The sequence below is a fragment of the Salmonella sp. NW38 genome, assembly GCF_051807745.1.
GTDB classification, from domain to species: Bacteria; Pseudomonadota; Gammaproteobacteria; order Enterobacterales; family Enterobacteriaceae; genus Salmonella; species Salmonella enterica.
In genome coordinates this window covers 68,222-94,036 of the sequence record NZ_JAMMTO010000011.1, presented here as the reverse complement: position 1 = coordinate 94,036, position 25,815 = coordinate 68,222, and the positions used below count along the sequence as shown (strand labels likewise).

Annotated in this window: 24 protein-coding genes and 2 pseudogenes; 11 read left to right on the top strand and 15 right to left on the bottom strand. The window is 51.5% G+C overall.

Annotated elements, in window-relative coordinates:
- Positions 1-110 precede the first annotated feature (110 nt).
- From NA624_RS18650 to NA624_RS18635, 4 genes and pseudogenes are all read right to left on the bottom strand, one after another.
- Complete coding sequence (locus NA624_RS18650; RefSeq protein ID WP_000154268.1) at positions 111-515, bottom strand: DUF2251 domain-containing protein; 405 nt, start codon at positions 513-515, stop codon at positions 111-113.
- 175 nt (positions 516-690) lie between these two features.
- A pseudogene (locus NA624_RS18645) lies at positions 691-1,239 on the bottom strand (tyrosine-type recombinase/integrase).
- 150 nt (positions 1,240-1,389) lie between these two features.
- Entirely contained in the window at positions 1,390-2,853 is a 1,464-nt protein-coding gene (locus NA624_RS18640) for a DUF1254 domain-containing protein (protein WP_000782337.1), read from the bottom strand.
- 14 nt (positions 2,854-2,867) lie between these two features.
- Positions 2,868-4,346 (bottom strand): DUF1254 domain-containing protein, encoded by a 1,479-nt coding sequence (locus NA624_RS18635; protein WP_000865512.1) that lies wholly within the window; start codon positions 4,344-4,346, stop codon positions 2,868-2,870.
- Positions 4,347-4,713: 367 nt separating this feature from the next.
- Here NA624_RS18635 and NA624_RS18630 point away from each other — a divergent pair, with 367 nt between their 5' ends.
- The gene (locus tag NA624_RS18630; RefSeq protein WP_001545423.1) at positions 4,714-4,983 is read left to right on the top strand and encodes a hypothetical protein; all 270 of its coding nucleotides are present in this window, start codon (positions 4,714-4,716) and stop codon (positions 4,981-4,983) included.
- A 133-nt stretch (positions 4,984-5,116) separates the two neighbouring features.
- Here the strand turns inward: NA624_RS18630 and NA624_RS18625 are convergent, their stop codons facing one another.
- The 3 genes from NA624_RS18625 to NA624_RS18615 all read right to left on the bottom strand — a co-directional run bounded on the left by NA624_RS18625 (position 5,117) and on the right by NA624_RS18615 (position 6,607).
- Positions 5,117-5,656: a DUF5384 family protein gene (locus NA624_RS18625; protein WP_000755795.1), complete on the bottom strand. Its 540-nt coding sequence runs from the start codon at positions 5,654-5,656 to the stop codon at positions 5,117-5,119.
- A 15-nt stretch (positions 5,657-5,671) separates the two neighbouring features.
- Positions 5,672-6,190, bottom strand: coding sequence for a glycine zipper 2TM domain-containing protein (locus NA624_RS18620; protein ID WP_023136450.1), 519 nt, complete (start codon positions 6,188-6,190; stop codon positions 5,672-5,674).
- A gap of 225 nt (positions 6,191-6,415) precedes the next feature.
- Entirely contained in the window at positions 6,416-6,607 is a 192-nt protein-coding gene (locus tag NA624_RS18615) for a YfgG family protein (RefSeq protein ID WP_000075924.1), read from the bottom strand.
- Between the two features lie 178 nt (positions 6,608-6,785).
- Here NA624_RS18615 and NA624_RS18610 point away from each other — a divergent pair, with 178 nt between their 5' ends.
- Both NA624_RS18610 and NA624_RS18605 read left to right on the top strand, forming a co-directional pair.
- Positions 6,786-6,923, top strand: coding sequence for a hypothetical protein (locus NA624_RS18610; protein ID WP_001640907.1), 138 nt, complete (start codon positions 6,786-6,788; stop codon positions 6,921-6,923).
- A 96-nt stretch (positions 6,924-7,019) separates the two neighbouring features.
- Positions 7,020-9,233, top strand: coding sequence for a bifunctional diguanylate cyclase/phosphodiesterase (locus tag NA624_RS18605; RefSeq protein WP_000773652.1), 2,214 nt, complete (start codon positions 7,020-7,022; stop codon positions 9,231-9,233).
- A 35-nt stretch (positions 9,234-9,268) separates the two neighbouring features.
- On the opposite strand, the gene ppx is transcribed toward NA624_RS18605, so the two are convergent.
- The 4 genes from ppx to purM all read right to left on the bottom strand — a co-directional run bounded on the left by ppx (position 9,269) and on the right by purM (position 14,745).
- Complete coding sequence (gene ppx, locus NA624_RS18600) at positions 9,269-10,810, bottom strand: exopolyphosphatase (protein ID WP_001123324.1); 1,542 nt, start codon at positions 10,808-10,810, stop codon at positions 9,269-9,271.
- 4 nt (positions 10,811-10,814) lie between these two features.
- Positions 10,815-12,881: a polyphosphate kinase 1 gene (gene ppk1, locus NA624_RS18595; RefSeq protein ID WP_000529555.1), complete on the bottom strand. Its 2,067-nt coding sequence runs from the start codon at positions 12,879-12,881 to the stop codon at positions 10,815-10,817.
- 188 nt (positions 12,882-13,069) lie between these two features.
- Positions 13,070-13,708 carry a phosphoribosylglycinamide formyltransferase gene (purN, locus tag NA624_RS18590; RefSeq protein WP_001028588.1) on the bottom strand — a complete coding sequence of 213 codons (639 nt, stop codon included), beginning with the start codon at positions 13,706-13,708 and terminating at the stop codon, positions 13,070-13,072.
- Positions 13,708-14,745, bottom strand: coding sequence for a phosphoribosylformylglycinamidine cyclo-ligase (purM, locus tag NA624_RS18585; protein WP_001549810.1), 1,038 nt, complete (start codon positions 14,743-14,745; stop codon positions 13,708-13,710). Before purM ends, purN begins: the two co-directional genes overlap by 1 nt.
- Positions 14,746-15,158: 413 nt before the next feature.
- Between purM and upp the strand changes: the two genes are divergently transcribed.
- From upp to NA624_RS18570, 3 genes are all read left to right on the top strand, one after another.
- The gene (upp, locus tag NA624_RS18580) at positions 15,159-15,785 is read left to right on the top strand and encodes a uracil phosphoribosyltransferase (protein WP_000706208.1); all 627 of its coding nucleotides are present in this window, start codon (positions 15,159-15,161) and stop codon (positions 15,783-15,785) included.
- An 87-nt stretch (positions 15,786-15,872) separates the two neighbouring features.
- Positions 15,873-17,162 (top strand): uracil permease, encoded by a 1,290-nt coding sequence (gene uraA, locus NA624_RS18575; RefSeq protein WP_000198344.1) that lies wholly within the window; start codon positions 15,873-15,875, stop codon positions 17,160-17,162.
- Positions 17,163-17,256: 94 nt separating this feature from the next.
- Complete coding sequence (locus NA624_RS18570) at positions 17,257-17,958, top strand: DnaA inactivator Hda (RefSeq protein WP_061835882.1); 702 nt, start codon at positions 17,257-17,259, stop codon at positions 17,956-17,958.
- Positions 17,959-17,984: 26 nt separating this feature from the next.
- Here the strand turns inward: NA624_RS18570 and arsC are convergent, their stop codons facing one another.
- Both arsC and bepA read right to left on the bottom strand, forming a co-directional pair.
- Positions 17,985-18,344: an arsenate reductase (glutaredoxin) gene (arsC, locus tag NA624_RS18565; protein WP_000132650.1), complete on the bottom strand. Its 360-nt coding sequence runs from the start codon at positions 18,342-18,344 to the stop codon at positions 17,985-17,987.
- 39 nt (positions 18,345-18,383) lie between these two features.
- Positions 18,384-19,847: a beta-barrel assembly-enhancing protease gene (bepA, locus tag NA624_RS18560; RefSeq protein ID WP_000489631.1), complete on the bottom strand. Its 1,464-nt coding sequence runs from the start codon at positions 19,845-19,847 to the stop codon at positions 18,384-18,386.
- A 207-nt stretch (positions 19,848-20,054) separates the two neighbouring features.
- Here bepA and NA624_RS18555 point away from each other — a divergent pair, with 207 nt between their 5' ends.
- Positions 20,055-21,122, top strand: a complete 1,068-nt coding sequence (locus tag NA624_RS18555) for an AI-2E family transporter (RefSeq protein ID WP_000892056.1) — start codon at positions 20,055-20,057, stop codon at positions 21,120-21,122.
- Between the two features lie 227 nt (positions 21,123-21,349).
- Positions 21,350-21,676: pseudogene (locus tag NA624_RS18550) on the top strand (glycerate kinase); the annotation flags it as partial.
- Positions 21,677-21,725: 49 nt separating this feature from the next.
- Here NA624_RS18550 and bcp read toward each other — a convergent pair.
- Together bcp and NA624_RS18540 are read right to left on the bottom strand one after the other, a co-directional pair.
- Positions 21,726-22,196 carry a thioredoxin-dependent thiol peroxidase gene (bcp, locus tag NA624_RS18545; RefSeq protein WP_001068686.1) on the bottom strand — a complete coding sequence of 157 codons (471 nt, stop codon included), beginning with the start codon at positions 22,194-22,196 and terminating at the stop codon, positions 21,726-21,728.
- Positions 22,196-22,768, bottom strand: coding sequence for a glycine cleavage system transcriptional repressor (locus NA624_RS18540; protein WP_000189061.1), 573 nt, complete (start codon positions 22,766-22,768; stop codon positions 22,196-22,198). Before NA624_RS18540 ends, bcp begins: the two co-directional genes overlap by 1 nt.
- 145 nt (positions 22,769-22,913) lie before the next feature.
- Between NA624_RS18540 and dapA the strand changes: the two genes are divergently transcribed.
- The 3 genes from dapA to purC all read left to right on the top strand — a co-directional run bounded on the left by dapA (position 22,914) and on the right by purC (position 25,731).
- Positions 22,914-23,792, top strand: a complete 879-nt coding sequence (gene dapA / locus NA624_RS18535) for a 4-hydroxy-tetrahydrodipicolinate synthase (RefSeq protein ID WP_000494014.1) — start codon at positions 22,914-22,916, stop codon at positions 23,790-23,792.
- A gap of 16 nt (positions 23,793-23,808) precedes the next feature.
- Positions 23,809-24,843: an outer membrane protein assembly factor BamC gene (gene bamC / locus NA624_RS18530; RefSeq protein WP_000331870.1), complete on the top strand. Its 1,035-nt coding sequence runs from the start codon at positions 23,809-23,811 to the stop codon at positions 24,841-24,843.
- A 174-nt stretch (positions 24,844-25,017) separates the two neighbouring features.
- Positions 25,018-25,731: a phosphoribosylaminoimidazolesuccinocarboxamide synthase gene (gene purC / locus NA624_RS18525; protein ID WP_001171630.1), complete on the top strand. Its 714-nt coding sequence runs from the start codon at positions 25,018-25,020 to the stop codon at positions 25,729-25,731.
- Positions 25,732-25,815 lie beyond the last annotated feature (84 nt).

Here is a 25,815-nt window from a genome sequence, read left to right as displayed (position 1 = left end):
TTCGGAGTACATAGTTTATCTCCTGAGAGCCCATGAAACTGTCCGCTCCTTTCAGAGTGACATTATCAATATGGGTAGAAAATAACGGCAGGCGTTAAGCCCACCATAACTCACCGGAAAAAGTCATCCACCGAATCGCTCCACTCATGGCCGGACACAGACCATACCTTGTTTATTGGAGGAGGAAATCCGCTTCTGCAGTACCCATTTTTCCCCACGAAATCGAATGCTCCATGCGGATATCCGTTGATAAGGAGCACGCACTTCTGACTGTCTTCTGACCAGCCGATTTTAACGTCAGAAGGAATGTGACCGTCTGAAATATCCTCGACATTGTAGATATGCACTGCATCCTGAATCGAGTTTCCTTCAACGGATTCATCGAGCGCGTAGAAATACCCGGTCTGGCCGTCATCTTCAAATACGGCGGCCAGCATCCCCTCAGGAGCCTGGCTTTTTATTATCTGCGCTTCTCCAGTAATGAGCTGAGCCTGCACCGTCACTAAAATCGTCATACCGATTACTCTCCTTTCCCTGGTTGTTTGGTTAGGCTGCTTTCTAACTGACAAACAATCTATCATAATATCCCTGTGATGAACTAATTCGCTGATCTTCAACCACTTTGTTGACACATAATTGCTTTAGAAAGGTCGGCTTCTGCACAGAGCTGCTGTTGCAGCCCTGACGACCCTATACTTCAATTGATTCAGGGATTTCGAACGCATCATCGGCTTCAATGCCCAAATATCGGACAGCGCTTTCCCGTTTCTTATGGCCCACAGTAGTTGGATCACCCAGAGACTCTTGGTTTTCTTGTAGATCAGGTGAGGTTTTGTTCTTCTCATGGAATGTGTGCCGTAAAGCGAAGCTTCGAGACCAGGCTTTTCTACCCATCCATGAAAAATTCGGTTGTATTGCCGGATTGATATGTGCTGATTAGTTCCGACTCGAGACCGAAACAAGAAGTCTTTGCTATGAAAATTGCCAGGCATTTATCAAAGCAGCAACAGCTTCTCTTGTCCCTTTGGTTATTTCAAATTGCACAGGGCTACCGGTTTTTGAAACAGAGCCACCATATGCAACATCAGATACTTTGAGTTTGACCAGATCACAGCCTGGTAGTTTACTGTCCAGGGCCATATTGAACAGAGCTAAATCACGCGTTTTACCTTCCTGTTCAAGCCGGATTCGGATCCCCCAGATATGAGATATCTGAAGTGACCTTTTTTGGCCGATGATACGGTCTTTGTTTCACGGTGACGTGTTCATACTCAACTCTCCTGCAATGTGGGAGATTAATGTGGGAGATTTAAGTATGGTTGTTCCTTATGTGCGCTAAACGGAAGGAGGAAAAAAGCCCCCTGTCATAAACAGAGGGCTACAGGCGGCTTATTTAACCGTTTCAATTTTTGGCGGCTGCCAGGTACCATCCAGAATTGGTTGTTCCCCCCAATATGCTCGGATATAGAGTGACAGGTTGCCGTCAGGTGCCGGCAGCCAGTTATTCACTTTATCCTCAGAAGGGCGCTTTTTGCTCACGTAGAGGGTCAGTGAACCGTCTTCGTTATACTTCAGGTTTTTATTTTTCGTCCCCAGCGAATAACGGTTCAGTTCATTTGGGCTGAACAGATGCTTGCTGTTGTAGAGCGTAAGTGACCAGAAGCCCTTCACCGGCGGAAGCCCGCCTTTCGGGAAGGTTACCGTGTAGTCATGCTCACCTGAAAGCTGCTTCCCTGTGGCATCATTGTCGGTGTAGAAATACTGCGTTTCGTCCGGCTTGTTGTCGAACATATTGGATTTGGACGTACCGGTACGGTTGTAGTAATCCACACCAAACTCGGCGTTATTTTTGGAACGGTTCCAGCCGTTGCCTGCAGGCACACCGTTGTTCTTCCATTTAAAGAAATCCGCGATGACGGTTTTGTCCGTCTCGACAGCGGCGGCATCCATCCATTTACGGATTTCCGGGTTTTTCTTGCCAGCGTCTACTAGATGGCGGAACTGCGCATACAGGGCCTCTTCACCCGGAAGTGGCGGTACTTTTTCCAGCACGTTAGCGAACTGGTCAAAGAATTTTTCCGGAACGACCCAAGGCGTTTCTCCGGCGCTGGCATCCGGTTTATCACCGATCGCCGGGATTTTGGAGTACTCATAGGATTTCATCTTGCCATCAAATTGACTCAACGGATAAGTCATCACTTCTTTGATGGGCGCTTGAATCGCCCTGCGATCTTCCGGCGTATCATCCATCTGAATACGGGGAATGACGTTCGCCATTTCTGTCGAAGACTGAATTACGCCGTTAAAGCCTTTTGGCGTTTCACCTTTCCAGTTGGGACCCACGAGCAAATAGAAACCTGGCTTCGTTCCATAGGGTTTACCCACATTACCAATCTGATCGGTACGGGCATCATAGATGGCATAAACCCAGAATCGGTCGCCAAAATCCGGCACCTGGATAACGACAGGCTCTTTATCCAGCTCAAAGAAGCCAAGTCCGTAGGCTACGTCCTGGTTCGGGCAGGTAACGAAGGTCTCTTCCGGTTTGATGTAGTCGGTGAGCATGCTGAGCTGGCCCATCGGCGCGACCGGAACCATCCCACCGTTAAGCGCCGGGTATGGCGCTTTGGTGATGGTTTCACGGCGGTTGAACTGGTTCACCATCGGCCAGCCCCAAAGGTAGGCCTGCTGTGCAATGGCCTTCACATAGCTCTCCGGCATCGTGACGTCCGGTGACGGTTGCTTCAGCTCATCAAACTTGGTCGGATGCGGGATCGTCAGCGGTGCGTTCTGGGCAAAGGCTCCGGCGCTGAGCGTCAGAGCAGTCAACATCGCCAGGTGTTTCATTTTCATCTTATGTCTCACTGTTATTTATTGGTCTGAACCAGATCGTCCGGCACCCAGGTCTGGTCATAGAAACCGTCTTCGGTACCATAAAGTCGTAATGCCACGAGGAAATTACGGCCAGAAACGGTTTTAATAAACGCGCTGTCGGCGACGCCTTCTGGTTTATTCGGCCCAAACCACAGGTCGATAGAACCATCTTTGTTCTTGGGTATGTTGTAATAGCCATTGGTCGACGGCAGTAACTGGTCAGTTTCCGGCATGGTACCGTCGGTGATGTTATAAGCGGTGACCGCCCAGAACAGCGCCGCTGGCGGGTTTGGCGGCAAATGGAGCTTGTAAGTGTTGCTTCCATCAAGGAACTTGCCGGTATTGTCCTTGACCGCATATGGATACTTAGACCCCGCCCCCGTGGTGTGCATCACCATTGCCGCGGCGCTGGAATAGGCAATCTGGAAAAATGCTGCGCGCTGATTGGCATCAAGCGTGCCGTACTGCATCCACTCCGCTGTTGCTCCCGCCCATGAGTTTTCCCACTGGCGGTCCTTGTAATACAATTGGCGTTGATCGTCCCGGCCCACCTGGCGACGCGCAAGGATCATGCGTGGCGCGGTCTCGACGGCTTTTTTCAGCATCTCTTGCTGCTTCGCCGTTGGGTTGAACGGTTTGCCTTTCACCATCCCAATGCTCAGTAACGCGCTGCGTGTTTCTTCCGGGATTGCCGTCAACGGCTCATAGTCCACGAAGGTTTTCAGTTTCTGCCAGTAGCTGGCGTCGGTCGGGTACATCATATTGACACGCTTACCGCTGGCGTCCGGGAACTGCATCGGTTTGACTTCTTTTTCAACATCCCACAGCGGATAGACGCGCGTTGTTTCCGCGCTTTTCACCGCCGGAACCGGATCAGGCTTCCCGTCACCTTTGCCCATAATGGTTCTGAAGAACAGGAACACATTGTAGGTCGAGGATTTAAACGCGTAGTACCCCTGAGGCACCGGCCCGTCGTAGTCCGGGGGCAATAACAGGTACAGCCCGCCACGAGCACGATCCGGACCAATAGCGCCCACATCGGTAATGGTTTTCTGGAAGAAGTCGGTAAACATGCCAATCACGTTCGGTGGCGCTTTGATGACCAGCGGACCGGTTTCTTTCAGATCCAGGTAGCTCATTGAATAGATAACGTCACCGTTCGGCGTTGGCACCACGGCGCGGCTGTCCATCCGCTCTTTCCAGATAGGCAGGACATTATAGCCTTTGCCAAATGCCGCCTCTGAACCATCGCGCAGGCCAATAGTGTTCAACAGCGGCAACGTCTGAATATAGGCCTGGATCGCGTCCTGATAGTAAAGTTCATCGCTGAGCGACTGTGCTTCTTCCTGAGGAAGCCAGTTGCCATTATTGAGTTGTTTCATTAGCGGCGATTGTGGGGCGTCGACTGCAGTTGCGGGCTGAGACACCATAAGTGCCAGCAAAACCGCGCTGGTGATGACTTTAACTTTCATAAACCTTTCCTGAGTGAGTAGGACGAATAATCAGAGGTAAAAATGGCTTCCAGAGTAGTAATTGTGGGGGTGATCTGACATCAAAAAGGGAACCCATTTAAGAATAGTCAAATCTGCAAAAATGTAATCTTTATAATTGGTTATTTATAAGTTACTGAAATTATTGCGTATGCATCATTTGGTTATATCATGCGTTTTTTCGGCGCGGCGTTGGATGGCGTCAATACGGGCTTTGAGCAATGACGGTTTCGTAGATTGCAAGATATTGCAGATGTGAACTACTGGTCTATGCTCAGAAAATACAAGATCTGCCGCTCGGCTGGTTGCTTGAATAATAATGATAATTTCACATTACTCGGTGGTGGGTATGAATAAGCTTGTGCTCGCAATTATCTCGACGATGTTATCGATTATCTCGTTTTATTCTCTTGCCGCAGAACCCCGTCAGGAACCCACCGACGCAGAGCGAGCCCGTACGGTTTATATCTTCCATCAACCGATTGTGATGCTGCAGGCGAAATTTGGCCTCACTACGCCGGAAGAACGGGTGTTACGTATTCGAAATACCTTACGCAACTTCACAAAGGCGGATGTGAATGAGCCGCTAAAAATCGTTCCTGTGACCCGCTATAACTAGCAGGGACGGCTTATCGTGATGAATGGCAAACCGGTCCTGCTGCTGGCACAGACCTGCCTGTCAGATTAGGTTTAGGTCTGTGCCATAGTTGTGTCAGGTCAAATCTGAGCTAATACACAAATGATTAGCGAAATCAGTTAAACCAGCCGCTTGCCTTTTTCTCACGGGCTTTACCTTCGCTTTGCAGCAGATCGCGACCGCCTTCAGATAGATTTCTGTTTGCATCAGCATGAGATTGAATAACATCTGTCTGGGCAGCTTTACTTTTCAGCTCTTGATCGATGAATTCATTTTCTCTTTTTACCCGGGCCTCTTCCCTGGCCAGCGCCAGTTTTTGTTTCTGAATTTCTAAACGACGAAGCTCATCTTCGTAGCTTTGATCGCGCGCTTTATCTTGCGCGGCTTCCGCTGCCAATTTTGCTTGCCGTGCTTTCCGTTCAGCTTCTGCCGCTTTTGCTCGCTGCTTAGCAACCGCGGCCGCATTGGCTTGCCTTTGTCTTTCCTGTTGAGCCTCTTGATCTCGTTTGGCTTGCAGAGCATCACGTTGTCTGTTTTCTTCATTTTTTCCTTGCTGTTCAGCCTGGGCTACCGCCGCAAGCTGATCCTGCAAAGAAGAAGATAAAACCGAGCCGCTTAGGGTGAATAAAACAGTGGCTAAAATAACTTTCTTCATAAAATCTCCTGATAGTTAGCTTTTCTCAGGACATTTCGTATTGGGTTGAATTCGCGTTTCGTTATCTTTGGTCGATATCACCATCGCCAGACCGGTGGTAAATTGGCACGTTTTTCCAACCTGGGTGGAGGTATAAACCTTCGTTCCTTCTTTGTAAGTCAAAGATACAGCTTCAACTAACGTTTTATCTTTAACTAATGAACCCGCCGCTGCGCCAACGGCTCCGCCGCCAACCGCGCCGGCAGTAGTACCCAAACCGCTACCTGAACCCACGTTATGACCAGTAACGCCGCCCGCTACAGCCCCAAGAATTGCGCCGAAGGTCTGAGCGGTTTTTTTATTGGCGGTGTTATCTACGGCAACTTTCGCTGGCAAAACAGAGATAATATTGACGGTCTTTGTTTCTTGCTTCGCGTTTAACTGCCCGGTTTGGTAAACATCTGCGGCATAGTCATCCGCATTGGACTGGCATCCGGCAAGAGAAAAAGAGGCAAACAAAACCAGAGGCAAAGCATTTTTTTTAAAATTCATCACAATTCCTTGTTTAGGTAATAACGCAAAAAGGAATGTATTTAAGACTAATCTTAAAAAAAGTAAACTATCGTTTCTTGTAGTTGATTGTTTTTTTAGACTAAAAAACAAAGCATTAGATAGTACGATGCTTTGTTTTTATCGGTTCATGCTAAGCCAGGGAAGGGAAAACAGAGTTCTGGATAACACAGTAAGCCTGTGACGATAATATCGCCAACGGATAACAGCTTAACGTTGTCCCGGCGTGGTGACAGAAAGCGATGACTGTTGCGCTTCTTTTTTATCCTGATGGTGCTGCCAGGCGCCGATAGAAGAGTAGACGAAACGTCCAAAGAAGAAGAGAAAACTGATAAGCAGTACGATACGGGTCATGCGAGTGTTAAATCGATGTCGTTTTCGCATACTGTTGGCCTGACTCACAAAGGGTTCCTTAACGTTGGCCCAGCGATATGGGCGGGATCAGGCTGGGTTCTTCAAGGGTATTATCAAGGCGAAGAACGTAACAAGCCTGCGTTCACTCTACATTAAGGCATACTGCGAACCGATGGTCAATTCCTCTTAATGTAAAATTGCGTCAGTTGATTTATCTTATATTGTTATGGAAGATAATTTTAGTATTTACATTAATAATAAATTAATGATAACAAAGAATAAAAAGGTGAATAAAGGTTGCAGGAGAAGGGTAATAATTGACTTAAATCAAATGTTACTTTTGTTTAATAATTACAATCGATGACTATCGTGTGATGTATATCGCATCATCAATTTAAAGTCAGGTGGGATGCCTGTCTGTTAACGCCCCTTTGGGATTGGGGGGTTCTGCTGAGCATCTATGAAACTAAATAAAACTTATATAAATATCAGAGATAAATGGTGGGGACTACCGCTCATTCTCCCTTCGATTTTACTACCTGTTTTAAGTAGCGCAAATACTTATGCGCTTACCAGCACTGGAAATGTGGTTCTTTTTTACCTGCCGTTAGCTTTTATGCTTAGTCTGATGCTCTTTTTCGGCTGGGCAGCACTGCCGGGTATTGTGCTTGCTATCTTCTGGCGCAGATACCCGCAGACAGGGCTGTATGAAACCCTTTCTGTGACGATGCACTTTATCATTACTATCGTGCTAAGTTGGGGCGGTTATCGTGTCTTTTCCCCCCGGCGAAATAATGTTTCCCACGGCGACGCCCACCTGTTGTTTCAACGAATGTTCTGGCAGGTATTTTGTTCAGCAACATTATTTCTGGTCATCTACCAGTTTGCCGCTTTTGTTGGCATGTACGAAAGTAAAGCCAGCCTGATGGGGGTAATGCCCTTTAATATCAACACGCTGATTAATTACCAGGCGTTACTGGTCGGTAACCTTATCGGCGTGCCATTGTGCTATTTTATTATTCGTACTCTCCGCAATCCGCTGCACCTGCGCGGGTATTATCAGCAATTAAAGCTACAGATTGATAGCAAGGTCACTAAAAAAGAGATCGTTATTTGGCTGGCCGTATTGACTACACTAATGTTTATACTGTGTATGCCATTGACTGATAATAGTTCAATATTTAGTACCAACTATACGCTTTCGTTATTATTGCCGGTCATGCTGTGGGGCGCGATGCGCTATGGCTATAAGTTTATTTCAATTATCTGGGCCGTCGTGCTAATTACGTCAATTCATTATTATCAGCGTTATATGCCCTGGTATTCAGGTTATGATACGCAATTAGCGATTACCTCTTCGAGCTATCTGGTTTTTTCTTTTATTGTTAATTATATGTCTGTGCTGGCCACGCGCCAGCGCGTAGTGAGTAGTCGCGCACGGCGGCTGGCCTATCTTGACCCGGTGGTACATCTTCCCAATTTACGTGCGTTAAACCGCGCGCTCCAAAATGCGCCCTGGTCTACGATCTGTTTTTTACACGTGCCGGGCCTGGAGCTATTGGGTAAAAATTATGGCGTCATGCTACGCATCCAGTATAAGCAAAAGCTCTCTCACTGGATTACGCCGATGCTGGCCTCAAATGAGTGTGTCTACCAGATGTCAGGGCACGACCTGGTGCTGCGTCTTAATACAGAGGCGCATCAGCAGCGTATTGAAGCGCTGGATAAACATATTAAGCAGTTTCGGTTTATCTGGGATGGACTGCCGCTACAGCCGCCTGTCGGCGTGAGCTACTGCTGCGTGCGTTCTCCGGTTAGCCACCTTTATCTGCTGTTGGGCGAATTAAGCACCAGTTCCGATCTTTCGTTGACGACTAACGCGCCGGAGGATTTACAGCGGCGCGGCGCAATGCACCTGCAGCGCGATTTGAAGGGCAGAATTGCGATGATGAATCGCCTGCAACAGGCGTTGGAGCACGATCATTTTTTCCTGATGGCGCAGCCTATTTTCGGTGTTCGCGGGGACGTTTACCATGAAATTTTACTGCGACTCAGGGATGACAACGGCGACGTTATCAACCCGGACAATTTTTTACCCGTGGCGCATGAGTTTGGTTTGTCTTCCGCTATCGATCTCTGGGTGATTGAAAACACGCTGCGGTTTATGGCGGCCAGCCGGGAATATATGCCCGCGCATCGTTTTGCCATTAATCTGTCGCCAACATCGGTATGCCGCGCCCGTTTTCCTGCAGAAGTTAAGCAGTTGCTTACGCAATATCAGGTTGAACCCTGGCAACTGGTTTTTGAGGTAACGGAAAGCAACTCTCTCACCAATGCTGAGCAGGCGCAGTTGACGCTGGGACAGCTACAGCAGTTTGGCTGTCAGATAGCGATTGATGATTTCGGTACAGGCTACGCCAGCTATGCGCGGCTGAAAAACGTTAACGCCGATATTCTTAAAATTGACGGCAGTTTTATTCGCAATATAGTGTCAAACAGTCTCGATTATCAGATCGTGGCTTCTATTTGTCATTTAGCGCGAATGAAAAAAATGCAGGTCGTCGCGGAGTATGTCGAGAGCGAAGAAATACGAAGCGTCGTGCTGTCGTTGGGGATCGACTATCTTCAGGGATATTTAATTGGCGAGCCGCAGCTATTATCTGAGATTCAGTAAAGGCAGACGCCGCGGCGCGGCGTCTGATCCACAATTTACGCGGCGATCTCCGGCGAGCTTTCTTCCTCAATATTGAGACGCCAGCCAGTTACCGCTTCCCAGTACTGCTGTTCTTTTTCCAGATCAAGCAGTACCAGCGCATTCTGGCTGAACCAGTCATGCGGAAAACATAACGTCCAGTGGCTGTCATCGGTCGTTAGCCGCAGCGTCGGCGGCGTGGTGGTCGCCTGCCGCTGGTTGTTCAGTAATACGCCCAGCCGAAGTAGCTGAATTAACGGCAGATACTGTTTTTTCTTAAACAGCGTAAAGCGGGGCATATCATCCAGTTTTATGGCTTTACGATGATAACGCACCAGCGTCGCCATCATCATTTGCTGCTCCTGATTAAAGCCGGGCAAATCGCTGTGTTGCAGAATATAAGCCGAATGGCGATGTAAACCGCTGTGATTAATATTCAGTCCAACCTCATGCAGCATTGCCGCCCAGCGGAGCAACGCTTCAAGCTGCGGATGCGCCAGTTTTGGCTGCTGGGCTTGCCACTGCTCGTACATTTGCATGGTGGTTTCCAGCACGCGTCTGGCCTGTTCTCTGTCAATGTTGTATTGATTGGCCAGACTTTTTGCGGTACGGCTGCGAACATCCTGATGGCGGAAGCGGCCTTCCATTTCATACAGCACGCCTTCGCGCAACGCGCCGTCGGAAAGGCGAAGCTCGCGGATAGCCAGAGCATCAAAAACGCCGCACAGAATCGCCAGGCCCGGCACAAAGACCGCTTTTCGTTCTTCAGACAGACCCGGCAGGCTGAGCGCATTAAAGGAGCGGTGCTTCAACACTTCTGACTTCAGTTTATCGAGGCGCTCCGGCGTAATGAAGCCATCTTTCTCACCCAGCGCCAGGAGAACTTCATGAGCGGCCTTAATCGTACCGGAAGCGCCCATCGCCACGTTCCAACCCTGAATACGATACTGCCAGGTTAAGGTTTCCAGTTTTTGCGCCGCCGCCATTCGGGCGCGCTGGAAGTTTTCTTTATTGATAACGCCGCCGGGAAAGTAGAGCTGCGCGAAGCTCACGCAGCCCATACGACGGCTTTCAACCAGCTTGGGTTCGAAGTTTTCGCCAATGACCAGCTCTGTTGACCCGCCGCCGATATCGATCACCAGCTTGCGGCCTTTTTCCGGCTGCGTATGTTCTACGCCCATAAAAATCAGGCGCGCTTCTTCGTTACCGGAAATAATCTCTATCGGGTAGGGAATAACCTTTTCCGCGCGTTTGAGAAAATCAGCGGCATTTTGCGCCTGACGTAACGTATGGGTGCCTACGATACAGACGCTGGAAGGGGAGAAACCTTGTAAGCGTTCAGCAAACAGCGACAGACAGCTAAGCCCCCGTTCCATGGCTTCTTCGCTGAGTTTGTTATCCGCGCCCAGCCCGTCCGCCAGATGGACGCGCTGTTTTAAGCGCCCGATAATCTGCATTGCGCCGTCAACCACGCGGGCAATGACCATATGAAAGCTGTTTGAGCCGAGATCGACCGCAGCGAACTCCTGCGGGCGAGGGGATTTATCGTAAATTGGCATAGCGTTAGTCTGGTTGCTCGAGTGATTTGATGTAGTCATAAATTGCCAGCTGCGCCTGGACTTTACGGCGATTGCCGCGCGGCACGTAGCGGTTGCTGAGTTCTTTATCGATAAAACGCGCTTTTACCGTGTCGCTAAACAGAATGTCAATGATATCCAGGACGCGTTGTTTAAGCCGCGGGTCGAGGATAGGCGTAGCGACTTCGATACGGTAGTCAATATTACGCGTCATCCAGTCAGCTGAAGAGAGCCAAACTTGCTTATCACCGCCGTTTTCGAAAATATAAACCCTATCGTGTTCCAGATAGCGATCCACGATGCTAATCGCGCGAATATTATCGCTAATGCCTTCCAGCTGCGGAATAAGAGAACACATACCGCGCACCAGCAGATTGACCTGGACGCCCGAACCCGACGCGGCGTATAGCCTGTCGACCAACCCTTTATCGACCAGGTTGTTAAGCTTTAACGTAATCCCTGACGGTAAGCCTTGCTGGGCATTGGCGATTTCACGATCGATCATCTCATACAGCAGACGCCGTGAGTTTTGTGGAGAAACCATCAAATAATCGAAAGTGACCGGGCGATAGGGGTTTTCAATAAAATTAAAGACCCGACGCACTTCATTGGTAATGCGCGCATCGGCGGTCAGCAGCGAATAATCGGTATACAGCCGCGCTGTTTTTTCGTTGAAGTTACCGGTGCCGATATGCGCATAACGCACCACGTCATCGCCCTCTTTTCGTGAGATGAGGAAGAGTTTGGCGTGAATTTTCAGCCCAGGCGCAGAGAAAATAACATGGACGCCCGCTTCGGTTAACCGCTTGGCCCAGTGAATATTCGCCTCTTCATCGAAGCGCGCCTGCAACTCCACCACCACGGTGACTTTTTTGCCGTTATGGGCGGCATGGATCATCGAGTCAATAATGCGCGAGTCTTTCGCTACGCGATAAATATTGATTTTGATCGCCAGCACGCTTGGGTCAAACGACGCCTGACGCAGCAGTTCCAGCACATGTTCAAAGGTGTGGTAAGGATAATAGAGCAGCACATCACGTTCGCGAATCGCGTCGAAACCGTTACGAAACTTCTCTTTATCAAACCAAAGATGGCGTAACCGCGGTAACGGTTTATTGACCAGGTTGGCTTTACCGACATTCGGAAAATTAATGAAGTCTTTAAAATTGTGGTAGCGCCCGCCGGGTACGATTGAGTCATACCGGGAGATCGTCAGTTTTTCCCGCAGCACGTCGACCAGCGCGGCGGGCATATCGCGTTGATAGACAAAGCGCACAGGTTCAGCGGTCAGGCGCTGCTTCAGGCTGGAAGACATCAGCTCCATCAGACTGGATTCCATCTCATGCACCAGGTCATATTCGGCATCGCGGGTCATTTTCATCGAATAGGCATTAAGCGCGTCATAGTCGAAGAACCCTTTAAAAATGTCATCCAGGCAGTAGCGCAGAATATTATCCAGAAGGATCATCGGCTTGCGTCTGCGCGGTGTCTCCGGCGGCAGATTAACGAAGCGTGGGACTTTGTCGGACGGTATCTCCAGCAGCGCATAGTTGATGGTGTCGCCGCGGATAATCTCCACCGCCAGATAGGTGTAATCATCTTTTAAAAACTGAACAAGATCCGTCTCCCGGTTAATGAGAATCGGGGTAATATGCTGGCGCAAATAGTGCTTAAAATAGTGGCGCAACCAGCTTTGTTGGTTCACCGAGAGCTGACGCTCGTTGATCAGAAAGATTTGATTACGCGCCATTTCCAGCAGTAATTCGTTGTACAGGCCGTCGAACTCCTGGTCTGCTTTCAACACGCGGGACTGAATTTTGCCTAACAAATGGCGTGAATGAGAATTTGAACCCTGTTCTTCGCTGATAATAATGCGTCGTTTCAATTCAGCGAAACGCACTTTGTAGAACTCGTCGAGGTTATTAGAATAGATTCCCAGGAACCGCATCCGCTCAATCAACGGGTTGGATTTATCCGCTGCTTCCTGTAACACGCGTTCGTTAAATGCTAACCAGCTCAGTTCTTTCTCGATATATAGCTTTTCCTGACCCATTACTACCTATACTCCGTTTTATTCACGGGACACTGCCTGATGATTATGGCGAGCATTACGCGTTAATGTCCAACTGCGCCAGAAAAATATGACAATAAACTGATAGCATAAAGGAAGGGAAAAGAGTAGGCCGGATAGGCATTTATGCCACCATCCGGCAAGCAGACGCAGTCCTGTCCGATGACGTATTATTCGTCAGACGCATAACCTTGCGGCGGCAGACGACGCCCGTCCAGCCAGGCGGCGTTATCGCGCATCTTTAGACGCCCCTGCGCAAACCAGCCAATCACCAGCGGATAAATCGCATGTTCCTGAGTCTGTACGCGTGCGGTGATATCATCTTCGCTGTCGTCGGCAAAAACCGGCACCTTCGCCTGGAGAATGACCGGGCCGCCGTCGAGTTCGTCTGTCACGAAATGCACCGAGGTACCGTGCTCCTCATCGCCGTTTTCCAGCGCCTGGCGATGGGTATGCAACCCCGGATATTTTGGCAGCAGGGAAGGGTGAATGTTCAGCAGACGCCCGTAGTAATGCGCGACAAACATCGGACTCAGAATACGCATAAAACCGGCCAGCACGACCACATCGGGCGCATACGCGTCTATCTTGCGAATCAACTCGCGATCGAAGGCGTCGCGGCTGTCAAACCGATCGGCAGTCAGCGCTTGCGCCGGAATGCCGGCTTCTCTGGCGCGTTCAAGGCCGAACGCGTCGGCCTTATTGCTGAATACTGCCCTGAGGGTGCCTTTAATTTTCTTCGCTTCGCAGGCATCGATAATCGCCTGTAAATTGCTTCCATTGCCGGAAATCAGCACCACAATATTCATTATTCAATAACCACACGCTGTTCGGAATCAGAGGCTTTGATGATACCGATTTTCCATGCGTTTTCACCTTTCTCGTTTAGCAGAGCAAGCGCTTTGTCCGCTTCCGGAGTGGAGAGCGCAATCACCATGCCGACGCCGCAGTTAAAGGTACGGTACATTTCATGTCGGCTGACATTACCGGCGGTTTGCAGCCAGGTAAAGATGGCGGGCCACTGCCAGGACGACTCATTAATTACCGCCTGGGTATTCTCCGGCAGAACGCGCGGAATATTTTCCCAAAAGCCGCCGCCGGTGAGGTGGGCGATAGCGTGCACATCGACGTTTTCAATCAGTTCCAGAACCGATTTTACGTAGATACGGGTCGGTTCAAGCAGATGATCGGCCAGCGGCTTCCCTTCCAGCAGAGTGGTTTGTGGGTCGCAGCCGCTAACGTCAATAATTTTCCGCACCAGCGAATATCCATTCGAGTGCGGGCCGCTGGAGCCGAGCGCAATCAGCACGTCGCCTTCGGCAACCCGGGAGCCGTCGATGATTTCTGATTTTTCGACTACGCCGACGCAGAAACCCGCCACATCGTAATCTTCGCCGTGATACATGCCCGGCATTTCCGCCGTCTCGCCGCCAACCAGCGCGCAGCCGGATTGCAGGCAGCCTTCGGCAATACCGTTGATCACGCTGGCGGCGGTATCGACATCCAGTTTACCCGTGGCATAGTAATCGAGGAAAAACAGCGGTTCCGCGCCCTGAACGACCAGATCGTTTACGCACATCGCCACCAGATCAATACCGATAGCGTCGTGACGCTTTAAGTCCATCGCCAGGCGAAGTTTGGTGCCTACGCCGTCAGTGCCGGAAACCAGTACCGGTTCACGATATTTTTGCGGCAACGCGCACAGCGCACCGAAACCGCCCAGACCGCCCATAACCTCCGGGCGGCGAGTTTTCTTCACTACGCCTTTGATTCGATCAACCAGAGCGTTACCCGCATCAATATCGACGCCGGCATCTTTATAGCTAAGAGAGGTCTTATCGGTCACTGCCTGGTTCCCCACGTTTTTTCTTGCGGTAAAAGTTAAATTCGGCGCAATTCTAACAGGGAAAGCAAACGTTTGCGAGCGTGGTCTGCGCCCTGGATATCCGGGCGATTTTTTTGGCATGGTTTCGGTCGCTGCTTGAAAATTTCTCTGTTGGTAAAAAAGAAAAGGATATCCAGCACTTGGTTTACGACAGGTGGTCTGGACAGGCCATTCATCCTTAAAATTGCTAAGATTCAAACGGTTGTTAGCCTTTATCGCCTGTTTCAACGTGAGTGATTTATACTCACTTTTCCGCTATCAGCGCTTTTGGTTGATCCAGGTCAAGCATACATTGTGTTGCGTCAGAGAGGAAAAGCGGTATAATCCGGCGATTTTTTTTGTGGTTGCCAGTCATCTGAGGATAGGAGAAGAGTATGAAGATCGTGGAAGTCAAACACCCACTCGTCAAACACAAGCTGGGTCTGATGCGTGAAAACGACATTAGCACTAAACGCTTTCGTGAACTCGCCTCAGAAGTAGGCAGCCTGCTGACGTATGAAGCGACAGCCGACCTGGAAACGGAAAAAGTCACCATCGAAGGCTGGAATGGCCCGGTGGAAATCGACCAGATCAAAGGTAAAAAAATTACCGTTGTGCCGATTCTGCGCGCGGGTCTGGGCATGATGGAAGGCGTTCTGGAAAATGTACCGAGCGCGCGTATCAGCGTAGTCGGGATGTACCGTAACGAAGAGACGCTTGAGCCAGTACCTTATTTCCAGAAACTGGTATCGAACATTGATGAGCGCATGGCGCTGATCGTCGACCCGATGCTGGCGACCGGCGGTTCTGTCATCGCGACCATCGACCTGCTGAAAAAAGCAGGCTGTAGCAGCATTAAGGTGCTGGTGCTGGTCGCCGCGCCGGAAGGCATTGCGGCGCTGGAAAAAGCGCACCCGGACGTTGAACTGTACACCGCCTCTATCGATCAGGGGCTTAACGAGCACGGATACATTATTCCGGGGCTTGGCGATGCCGGCGATAAGATTTTTGGTACCAAGTAAGTGAATAAATAATTAAAAGCCGACTTTAAGAGTCGGCTTTTTTTTGAATAAAACAACTCATAACAAACACACTTAGAGGAAAACACTATGACGCGCCGTGCTATCGGGGTGAGTGAAAGACCGCCGCTTTTACAGACAATCCCGCTTAGTTTACAGCACCTTTTCGCCATGTTTGGCGCGACCGTGCTGGTGCCAGTTCTGTTTCATATCAACCCCGCGACGGTGCTGTTGTTTAACGGTATCGGAACGCTGCTGTATCTCTTTATCTGCAAAGGTAAAATTCCGGCCTACCTCGGATCGAGCTTTGCCTTTATTTCCCCGGTACTACTGCTGTTGCCGCTGGGTTATGAAGTGGCGCTGGGCGGTTTTATTATGTGCGGCGTGTTGTTCTGTCTGGTTTCTTTCATCGTTAAAAAAGCGGGCACCGGCTGGCTGGATGTGATGTTCCCGCCTGCGGCAATGGGCGCAATCGTTGCCGTTATCGGTCTGGAGCTGGCTGGCGTCGCGGCGGGGATGGCCGGATTGCTGCCTGCGCAAGGGCAGTCGCCGGACACGAAAACAATTATCATCTCCATGGTCACGCTGGCGGTGACGGTGTTCGGCTCCGTACTGTTTCGCGGTTTCCTGGCGATCATTCCGATTTTGATCGGCGTGCTGGCGGGCTATGCGCTGTCATTCGCGTTGGGGGTGGTCGATACCACGCCGATTGCCCAGGCGCACTGGTTTGCGCTACCGACTTTCTATACGCCGCGTTTTGAATGGTTCGCGATCCTGACGATTCTGCCCGCGGCGTTGGTCGTGATCGCCGAGCATGTCGGTCATCTGGTGGTGACGGCGAATATCGTCAAAAAAGATTTAGTGCGCGATCCCGGTTTGCACCGCTCGATGTTCGCTAACGGACTGTCGACGATCGTCTCCGGTTTCTTCGGCTCCACGCCGAATACCACCTATGGGGAAAATATTGGCGTCATGGCGATCACCCGCGTTTACAGTACCTGGGTTATCGGCGGCGCGGCGATTTTCGCCATTCTGCTTTCCTGCGTCGGCAAACTGGCGGCGGCGATTCAGATTATCCCGTTACCCGTGATGGGCGGCGTCTCACTGCTGTTGTACGGCGTTATCGGCGCGTCGGGGATTCGCGTCTTGATCGAATCGAAAGTCGATTACAACAAAGCGCAAAACCTGATCCTCACCTCGGTGATTTTGATCATCGGCGTGAGCGGCGCGAAAGTGCATATCGGCGCGGCAGAATTGAAAGGGATGGCGCTGGCGACCATCGTCGGGATTTGCCTGAGCCTGATTTTTAAACTGATTAGCCTGTTGCGTCCGGAAGAAGTGGTACTGGAGGCAAATGATGCGGAGTCTCCGCATCAGTAACGGGTTGCCGGGCAGCGATGCTGCCCGGTTCTATCTCAAGGGAATTATGTGGTAAACTCAGCGCGATTTTATGTCATTCTGGGTTGAGGTATCTCTGAACACACCGGCACAGCTCTCTTTGCCACTTTATCTTCCTGACGACGAAACTTTCGCAAGTTTCTGGCCGGGGGATAACGCCTCTCTACTGGCCGCGTTACAAAACGTGTTGCGCCAGGAACATAGTGGATATATCTACCTTTGGGCGCGTGAAGGCGCGGGCCGCAGCCATTTGCTGCACGCCGCCTGCGCTGAACTGTCGCAGCGTGGAGATGCGGTAGGCTACGTCCCGCTCGATAAACGCACCTGGTTCGTGCCGGAAGTGCTCGACGGTATGGAACACCTCTCGCTGGTGTGTATTGATAACATTGAGTGTGTTGCTGGCGATGAACTGTGGGAGATGGCGATCTTTGATCTCTATAACCGCATTCTGGAGTCCGGTAAGACGCGGTTATTGATCACCGGCGATCGTCCGCCAAGACAGTTAAATCTGGGCTTGCCCGATCTCGCTTCCCGTCTGGACTGGGGGCAAATCTATAAACTCCAGCCTCTTTCCGATGAAGACAAACTTCAGGCGCTACAGTTGCGCGCCCGGTTACGGGGGTTTGAACTGCCGGAAGATGTCGGGCGGTTTTTACTCAAACGTCTTGATCGCGAAATGCGCACGCTGTTTATGACGCTGGATCAGCTCGATCATGCGTCGATCACTGCCCAGCGAAAACTGACGATCCCGTTTGTCAAAGAGATCCTGAAACTGTAATACGCCGCGACGGCGGCGTTCAACGGTTAACCGAGGATGTCCAGCACCTGCTCAGGCGGTCGGCCAATGCGCGCCTGACCATTTGCCACCACAATGGGGCGCTCCATCAGTTTAGGGTGTTCAACCAGCGCCTGGATTAACGCCTCTTCACTCAGCTGGCTATCCGCCAGATGAAGCGTTTTATAGAGATCTTCTTTCTGGCGCATCAGTTCGCGCGCGCTGGACATGCCCAACATACGCAGCAGTTCTCGCACGGTGGCGGCGTCAGCGGGCGTATCCAGATAAAGCACCACTTCCGGTTCCACGCCGTTAGATTTCAGCAGGTTCAGCGTGTCGCGGCTCTTCGAACAGCGCGGGTTATGGTAGATTTTAATCGTGTCGGTCATGAGTTCTCCTTGTGACGCCATCCGGCTAATAAACGGCGATTACATTTTCGTGTATGGCTTGAAGCGTTCCTGTAACTGGCGCAACTGGTCGATACGCGCATCGTAACGCGCCTGTTGCTGGCTACCCAGTTTTGCCTGGGCGCTGGCGCTACTGAGCAGTGAAATTGCCTGATCCAGTCGTCCCGCCAGCGCATAACTTTCAGCGCGCGCCGCCAGCTCCTGATCGCGGTTGTTCAGCGCGGCTTCGGCCTGAGCAAGCAGATCCCAGCCGTTACCGTCATCTTTATGGCTAAAGGTGTAGCGATTCAGAATGGTTTCCGCCGCTTTGGGCTGGCCTCCCTGGAGGTACGCATTGGCGAGGTTTAACTGCAGCACAGGATTAACGCGCAGATCGCGGGCATTTTTCAGGCGATTAATCGCGTCGTTGGCTCTTTTCTGCCCCAGGTCAATATCGGTGGCGAGGTCAAGATACCAGGCATTGTTCGGTTCCGCGCTTAACAGCGGCTGCAACGTTTTGCGCGCTTCATCGTATTTGCTCGCTTCCATCGCCTGCAACGCCCGGCCATATTGCGCCGCATGTTGCTGACGCACGTTGCCTTTAGACCACTGATCCAGCAGGTCGCTGGTAAGCTGGTTACGTCCGGAATTGTACATTCCCAGGGCGCGCGCTTTGGCGAGATAAAAGTCGGCGGAAGATTGCACCACGACCGGGCGCATCTGGTTGGCACGGTTGCGGGCATCCGCAAGGCGGCTTTCCGGTAAGGGGTGAGTGAGCAAAATTTCAGGCGGACGCGTGGAGTAACGCGCCTGGTCGAGCAGTTTTTCGAGGAAAGAGGGCATCGCCTGTGGGTCAAATCCGGCGCGTTGCAGTACCTGAATACCAATACGGTCGGCTTCTTGCTCATTTTGCTGGGTGAAACTTATCATTCCCTGGCGCGTTCCCGCCAGAGTACCGGTTAGCGCCGCCATACCGGCCTGTGGGCTGGCCATGGCCAGCAAAATGGAACCCAGCGCGCCCACCCAGGTAAGCGGCGCGCTGCGCTTTTGATCTTCCATCGCGCGCGCCAGATGGCGCTGCGTCACGTGGGAGATTTCATGCGCCATGACTGAAGCTAGCTGGCTTTCGTTATCCGCGTAGCGAAAAAGTGCCGAGTGCAGCACCACATTGCCGCCAAAGAACGCGAACGCGTTGATTTCGTCATTATTGATCAAGAAAAAATGGAAGGGCGTTTTGACGGAGTCGGCGTGCGAGACCAGACGCATACCCAGCGCGTTAATGTATTGCACCAGCAGCGGATCGTTGATTAACGGCGCGCTGCCGCGTAGCTGGCGCACATAAAAGTCGCCCATTTGCATCTCTTGTCCGATAGAAAGCGTGCTTCCTGCCGAGGTTCCCATATCGGGCAGCGTGTCGGCAGGGTCGGCAAATGCGGGCGCGACCTGACCGAGAGCCAATGCTGCAATGAGGGTTGCCACCAGGTTTTTTTTCAACTGCCTGAACATAACCTCTATCCTGTTGTTTTGAGATAGCCCTTTGACCAACGTCGTGAAATATCGTTCCACGCTCCGACACTTCATAAGTGTAACTGTGATGAGCACAGACTCACTATTTTAGTTTCCTGAATCAACGATAAAAAGCGAAGTCTTTTTTGTGACATTTCGATACAATTCGGCATCACAATCCCGCAGTTGAGTTCTGGGAAGGGTTTTATGCTCGAAATGTTAATGCAATGGTATCGCCGTCGCTTCAGCGACCCGGAGGCGATTGCCTTGCTGGTCATTCTGGTGGCTGGTTTTAGCATCCTCTTTTTCTTTAGCGGCCTGTTAGCGCCGCTGCTGGTCGCTATCGTACTGGCCTACCTGTTGGAGTGGCCGACGGCGCGCCTGCAGGCGATTGGCTGTTCCCGGCGCTGGGCAGCCTCCATTGTCCTTATCCTCTTTGTCGGCATTCTGTTATTAATGGCGTTTGTGGTGATGCCGATTGCCTGGCAGCAGGGTATTTACCTGATTCGTGATATGCCCGGTATGCTGAATAAACTGTCCGATTTTGCCGCGACCTTGCCGCGACGCTATCCGGCGCTGATGGATGCGGGCATTATTGATGCGATGGCGGAAAACATGCGTACCCGGATGCTTAACATGGGCGATTCGGTGGTGAAGTATTCGCTGGCTTCGTTAGTCGGGCTACTGACGCTGGCGGTATATCTGGTGCTGGTGCCGCTGATGGTCTTTTTCCTGGTAAAAGATAAAGAGCAGATGCTAAATGCCGTGCGCCGCGTGCTGCCGCGTAATCGCGGGCTGGCGGGGCAGGTGTGGAATGAGATGAATCAGCAGATCACCAACTATATCCGCGGAAAAGTGCTGGAGATGGTGGTGGTGGGCGTGGCGACCTGGCTGGGCTTTTTGCTGTTTGGCCTCAATTATTCGCTACTGCTGGCGGTACTGGTGGGCTTTTCGGTCCTGATCCCCTATATCGGCGCTTTTGTGGTGACAATTCCGGTGGTGGGCGTCGCGCTGTTTCAGTTTGGTCTGGGGACGGAATTCTGGAGCTGTTTTGCCGTTTATCTGATTATTCAGGCGCTGGATGGCAATCTGCTGGTACCGGTACTTTTCTCCGAAGCGGTGAATTTGCATCCGCTGGTGATTATTCTGTCAGTGGTGATTTTCGGCGGTCTGTGGGGTTTCTGGGGAGTGTTTTTCGCCATTCCATTGGCGACGCTGATTAAAGCCGTTGTCCATGCCTGGCCGGATGGTCAGGTGACGGATGCCTCATCCTGAGCGGTCTGTACAAAAGTTGTAAAGCGTGAACGACATCATAGTGCCCTGCCGCTATTTTGCGCACGCCTGATGAGGGACAAGCGCTTAGAAAGCCGCTCTTTTTTTAATGCCGCGCCGTGTTGCGGCATTTTTATTGTCGGAACCTACAAAATTCTCGCTGTTGAAGGAAAACTGTATTGTAGAAATTGATTCCGCTACCGCTACCGCTACCGCCAATCAGCTTAAAGGCGTGCGATGTCAACAATCCGCTGTGTGGTCCCCAGGGCGCATCGGCCATCTTTGGCCCACAAAAAGGGGCGACAGCGGAAATGGTGAACATCCTGGACGAGGCGCTGGAAAACTGGGGCCGGCATATTTATCAGGCTACGGGACGTGAGGTGATTAACGCTCCCGGCGCGGGCGCGGCAGGCGAAATGGGCGGCGCGCTTTTAGGATTGCTCAATGCGGAGTTACGCGCCGACGTAGAGATTGTCGTGGAAACGCTACAGCTTGAGCAGGCGGTTAAAGATGCCGATCTGGTGATTACCGGAGAAGGGCGTCTGGCGCGGCAAGCCTGACGGCGCATTCCCTTTCCAGGCCGCACATCAGCGCGGCCTGAGGCTTTTACGCGTTTTCTTTCAGCCAGTTCAGCACCACATCATGGTGATTGCTGGTTTTAAAATCATTAAAGACGTGTTCAATCTTACCATCAGCGTCAATCAAAAAGCTGATGCGGTGAATGCCGTCATACGTTTTGCCCATAAACGACTTTTCGCCCCAGACGCCGAACTGTTCACACACCTGATGGTTTTCATCGGACAAAAGGGTAAAGTTCAGCAGCTCTTTTTCAGCGAAACGGGAGAGTTTTTCAGGTTTATCGGTGCTGATGCCCAGCACGTCCACGCCTGCTTTTTTGAGCTCGTCCATGTTATCGCGTAAGCCGCAGGCCTGCACGGTACAGCCGGGTGTCATGGCTTTTGGGTAGAAATAAACCAGAACGCGCTGTCCCTGGAAGTCGGTCAAATTTACTTGTTCCCCGTCTTGATCCGGCAAGCTAAATTTCGGTGCGATATCACCGGCTTTCAGTGGATTCATTACTTAACTCCATCCTGTTCATCATGTTGTGAGTAATTGACGACGTTTATACTGCCTTGCGCATTGAGTTCTGTACATAGTGCTTTAAAGGCTTGCTCAATATTTGCGGAATTTTGCGACGCCGGGCTATGTGCGGTGATTTGAATAAATAATTGCGCAGCTTTATCACCTTCAGCCGGCTGTGTGCGGGAGACCAGCTCCGCAATATTCATTTCATGACTATTAAACAGCGCGGTGAATCGCTCAATTAAATGCGGGGAGTCGGCGACCTCAACCTGAACCCATACCGTCGCGGGCATTGCCGGGCGGGGGCGGTCGGACGTCCGTTTCATCACAATCAGCAGATCCAGCTCCGCGCCTTTTAACGGCAATGTCGATTCAATCAAGGTAATCGCGTTCCACGTGCCGGACAACAACATAATAAACGTGAATTCATCGCCCAGCATCGCCAGTCGGCTGTCTTCGATATTACAGCCGCAACTGCTGACATGGCGAGTAATGGTATTCACAATACCGGGCCTGTCGGCGCCCAGCGCAGTGATAACCAAATAGTGTTGTGATGACGGTGTCAAACCAGTTATTCCTTTGAGCGGTGAGGTAATCTTAAGGAAACCATAAAAAAAACCTGCATACAACAATCAGAACGGCTTTGGTCGCTTGCTTTTATTGCCATACCAAACGTACCATTGAGGGACTTGTTTGCACAGAGGATGGCCCATGTTCACGGGAAGTATTGTCGCGCTTGTTACGCCGATGGATGAGAAAGGTAACGTCAGTAGGCCTTGCCTGAAAAAACTCATTGATTATCATGTCGCCAACGGTACCTCGGCGATTGTTTCGGTTGGCACCACCGGCGAGTCTGCCACGCTAAGCCATGATGAACATGGCGATGTCGTGATGATGACGCTGGAACTGGCTGACGGACGTATTCCGGTTATCGCCGGCACGGGCGCAAACGCGACCGCGGAAGCGATTAGCCTGACGCAGCGTTTTAACGATAGCGGCATTGTTGGCTGCCTGACGGTAACGCCGTACTACAATCGCCCCACGCAGGAAGGTTTGTTCCAGCATTTCAAAGCCATCGCGGAACACACTGACTTGCCGCAAATTCTGTATAATGTGCCGTCCCGTACCGGTTGCGATATGCTGCCGGAAACCGTGGGTCGTCTGGCGGAAATAAAAAATATTATCGCTATCAAAGAGGCGACAGGGAACTTAACCCGCGTTCACCAGATCAAAGAGCTGGTTTCAGACGATTTTATTCTGCTTAGCGGCGATGACGCGTCTGCGCTGGACTTTATGCAACTGGGTGGTCATGGCGTGATTTCCGTTACGGCTAACGTAGCGGCGCGCGAGATGGCTGACATGTGCAAACTGGCGGCGGAAGGGCAATTTGCCGAGGCGCGCGCTATCAACCAGCGTCTGATGCCGTTACACAACAAACTATTTGTCGAACCCAATCCTATCCCGGTGAAATGGGCATGTAAGGCATTGGGTCTTGTGGCGACCGACACGCTGCGCCTGCCAATGACGCCTATCACGGACCATGGTCGTGACATCGTCAAAGCAGCGCTTCAGCATGCTGGCCTGCTGTAAAGTTTAGGGAGATTTGATGGCTTACTCAGTACAAAAGTCGCGCTTGGCGAAGGTTGCGGGTGTTTCGCTTGTTTTGCTGCTCGCTGCCTGTAGTTCCGATTCGCGCTACAAGCGCCAGGTAAGCGGCGATGAATCCTATCTGGATGCCGCGCCGCTTGCTGAACTTCACGCCCCGGCAGGAATGATCCTGCCGATAACGACCGGCGACTACGTTATTCCGGTCACGAAGGGGAGCGGCGCGGTTGGTAAGGCGTTGGATATCCGTCCGCCAGCGCAGCCGTTAGCGTTAGTGAGCGGCGCGCGTACCCAGTTCTCTGGCGATACCGCTACGCTATTGGTGGAGAATGGCCGGGGCAGCACGCTGTGGCCGCAAGTCGTCAGCGTGATTCAGGCGAAAAATTATCCGATTGAAAAACGTGACGATGCCAGCCAGACCCTGACGACCGATTGGGTGAACTGGAACCGCCTGGATGAAGACGAACAGTATCGCGGACGTTATCAAATCTCGGTGAAGCCGCAGGGCTATCAGCAGGCGGTAACGGTAAAACTGGTTAATCTGGAACAGGCTGGCAAGCCGGTCGCTGACGCGGCGTCGCTGCAGCGCTATAGCACTGAAATGATGAACGTCATTTCCGCCGGTCTGGATAAGACCGCTACGGATGCGGCAAATGCCGCGCAGAACCGTTCCGCCGCAACGATGGATGTGCAGAGCGCCGCTGATGATACCGGTTTACCTATGCTGGTCGTTCGCGGTCCGTTCAACCTCGTGTGGCAACGCCTCCCGGCCGCGCTGGAAAAAGTGGGCATGAAAGTCACCGACAGCACTCGCTCTCAGGGCAGCATGGCGGTAACGTACAAACCGTTGTCTGACAGCGACTGGCGGGATCTGGGCGCTAGCGACCCGGGCCTGGCATCCGGAGACTATAAATTGCAGGTCGGCGATTTAGATAACCGCAGCAGCTTGCAGTTTATCGATCCTAAGGGGCATACTCTGACGCAAAGCCAGAACGACGCGCTGGTTGCCGTCTTCCAGGCAGCGTTCAACAAGTAATTTAACAGGGCTGGAGTAATCCGGCCCTTTTTTCTGATAAGATACGCAAACGTGTGCGTCGGTACAAAAACGCGATTTAACCGCTATTTCGCACCACAATTACAGGCCGACGTCTCCGGCAGGCGTAGCAGGAAATGAATACTTATCGTTAATTCACACCCAGGAGTGTTAAAGATGCAAAAGCAAGCTGAGTTGTATCGTGGTAAAGCGAAAACCGTATACAGCACGGAAAACCCGGACCTGTTGGTGCTCGAATTCCGCAATGATACGTCAGCAGGGGATGGCGCGCGCATTGAACAGTTTGATCGCAAGGGCATGGTAAATAACAAATTCAACCATTTCATTATGACCAAACTGGCCGAGGCGGGCATCCCGACCCAGATGGAACGTTTGCTGTCTGATACCGAGTGTCTGGTGAAGAAGCTGGAGATGGTGCCGGTTGAATGTGTGGTGCGCAACCGTGCGGCTGGGTCGCTGGTCAAGCGTCTGGGCGTGGAAGAAGGCATGGAGCTTAACCCGCCGATATTCGATCTGTTCCTGAAAAACGACGCGCTGCACGACCCGATGGTGAATAGTTCCTACTGTGAAACGTTCGGTTGGGTAAGTCAGGAAAATCTGGCGCGTATGAAAGAGTTAACCTACAAAGCCAACGACGTACTGAAAAAACTGTTTGATGACGCGGGTCTTATCCTGGTGGATTTCAAACTGGAGTTTGGCCTGTATAAAGGCGAAGTGGTACTGGGCGATGAGTTTTCACCGGACGGTAGCCGCCTGTGGGATAAAGAGACGCTGGACAAAATGGACAAAGACCGCTTCCGCCAGAGTCTGGGCGGTCTGATTGAAGCCTATGAAGCCGTCGCGCATCGCCTGGGCGTGAAATTAGATTAATTTCGCTTCTGACCGGGGGGCAACCGCTCTCCGGTATCATCCTTTCCTCATTCTGATAGCGTTTACCTGTGGTAATCCTGCGCC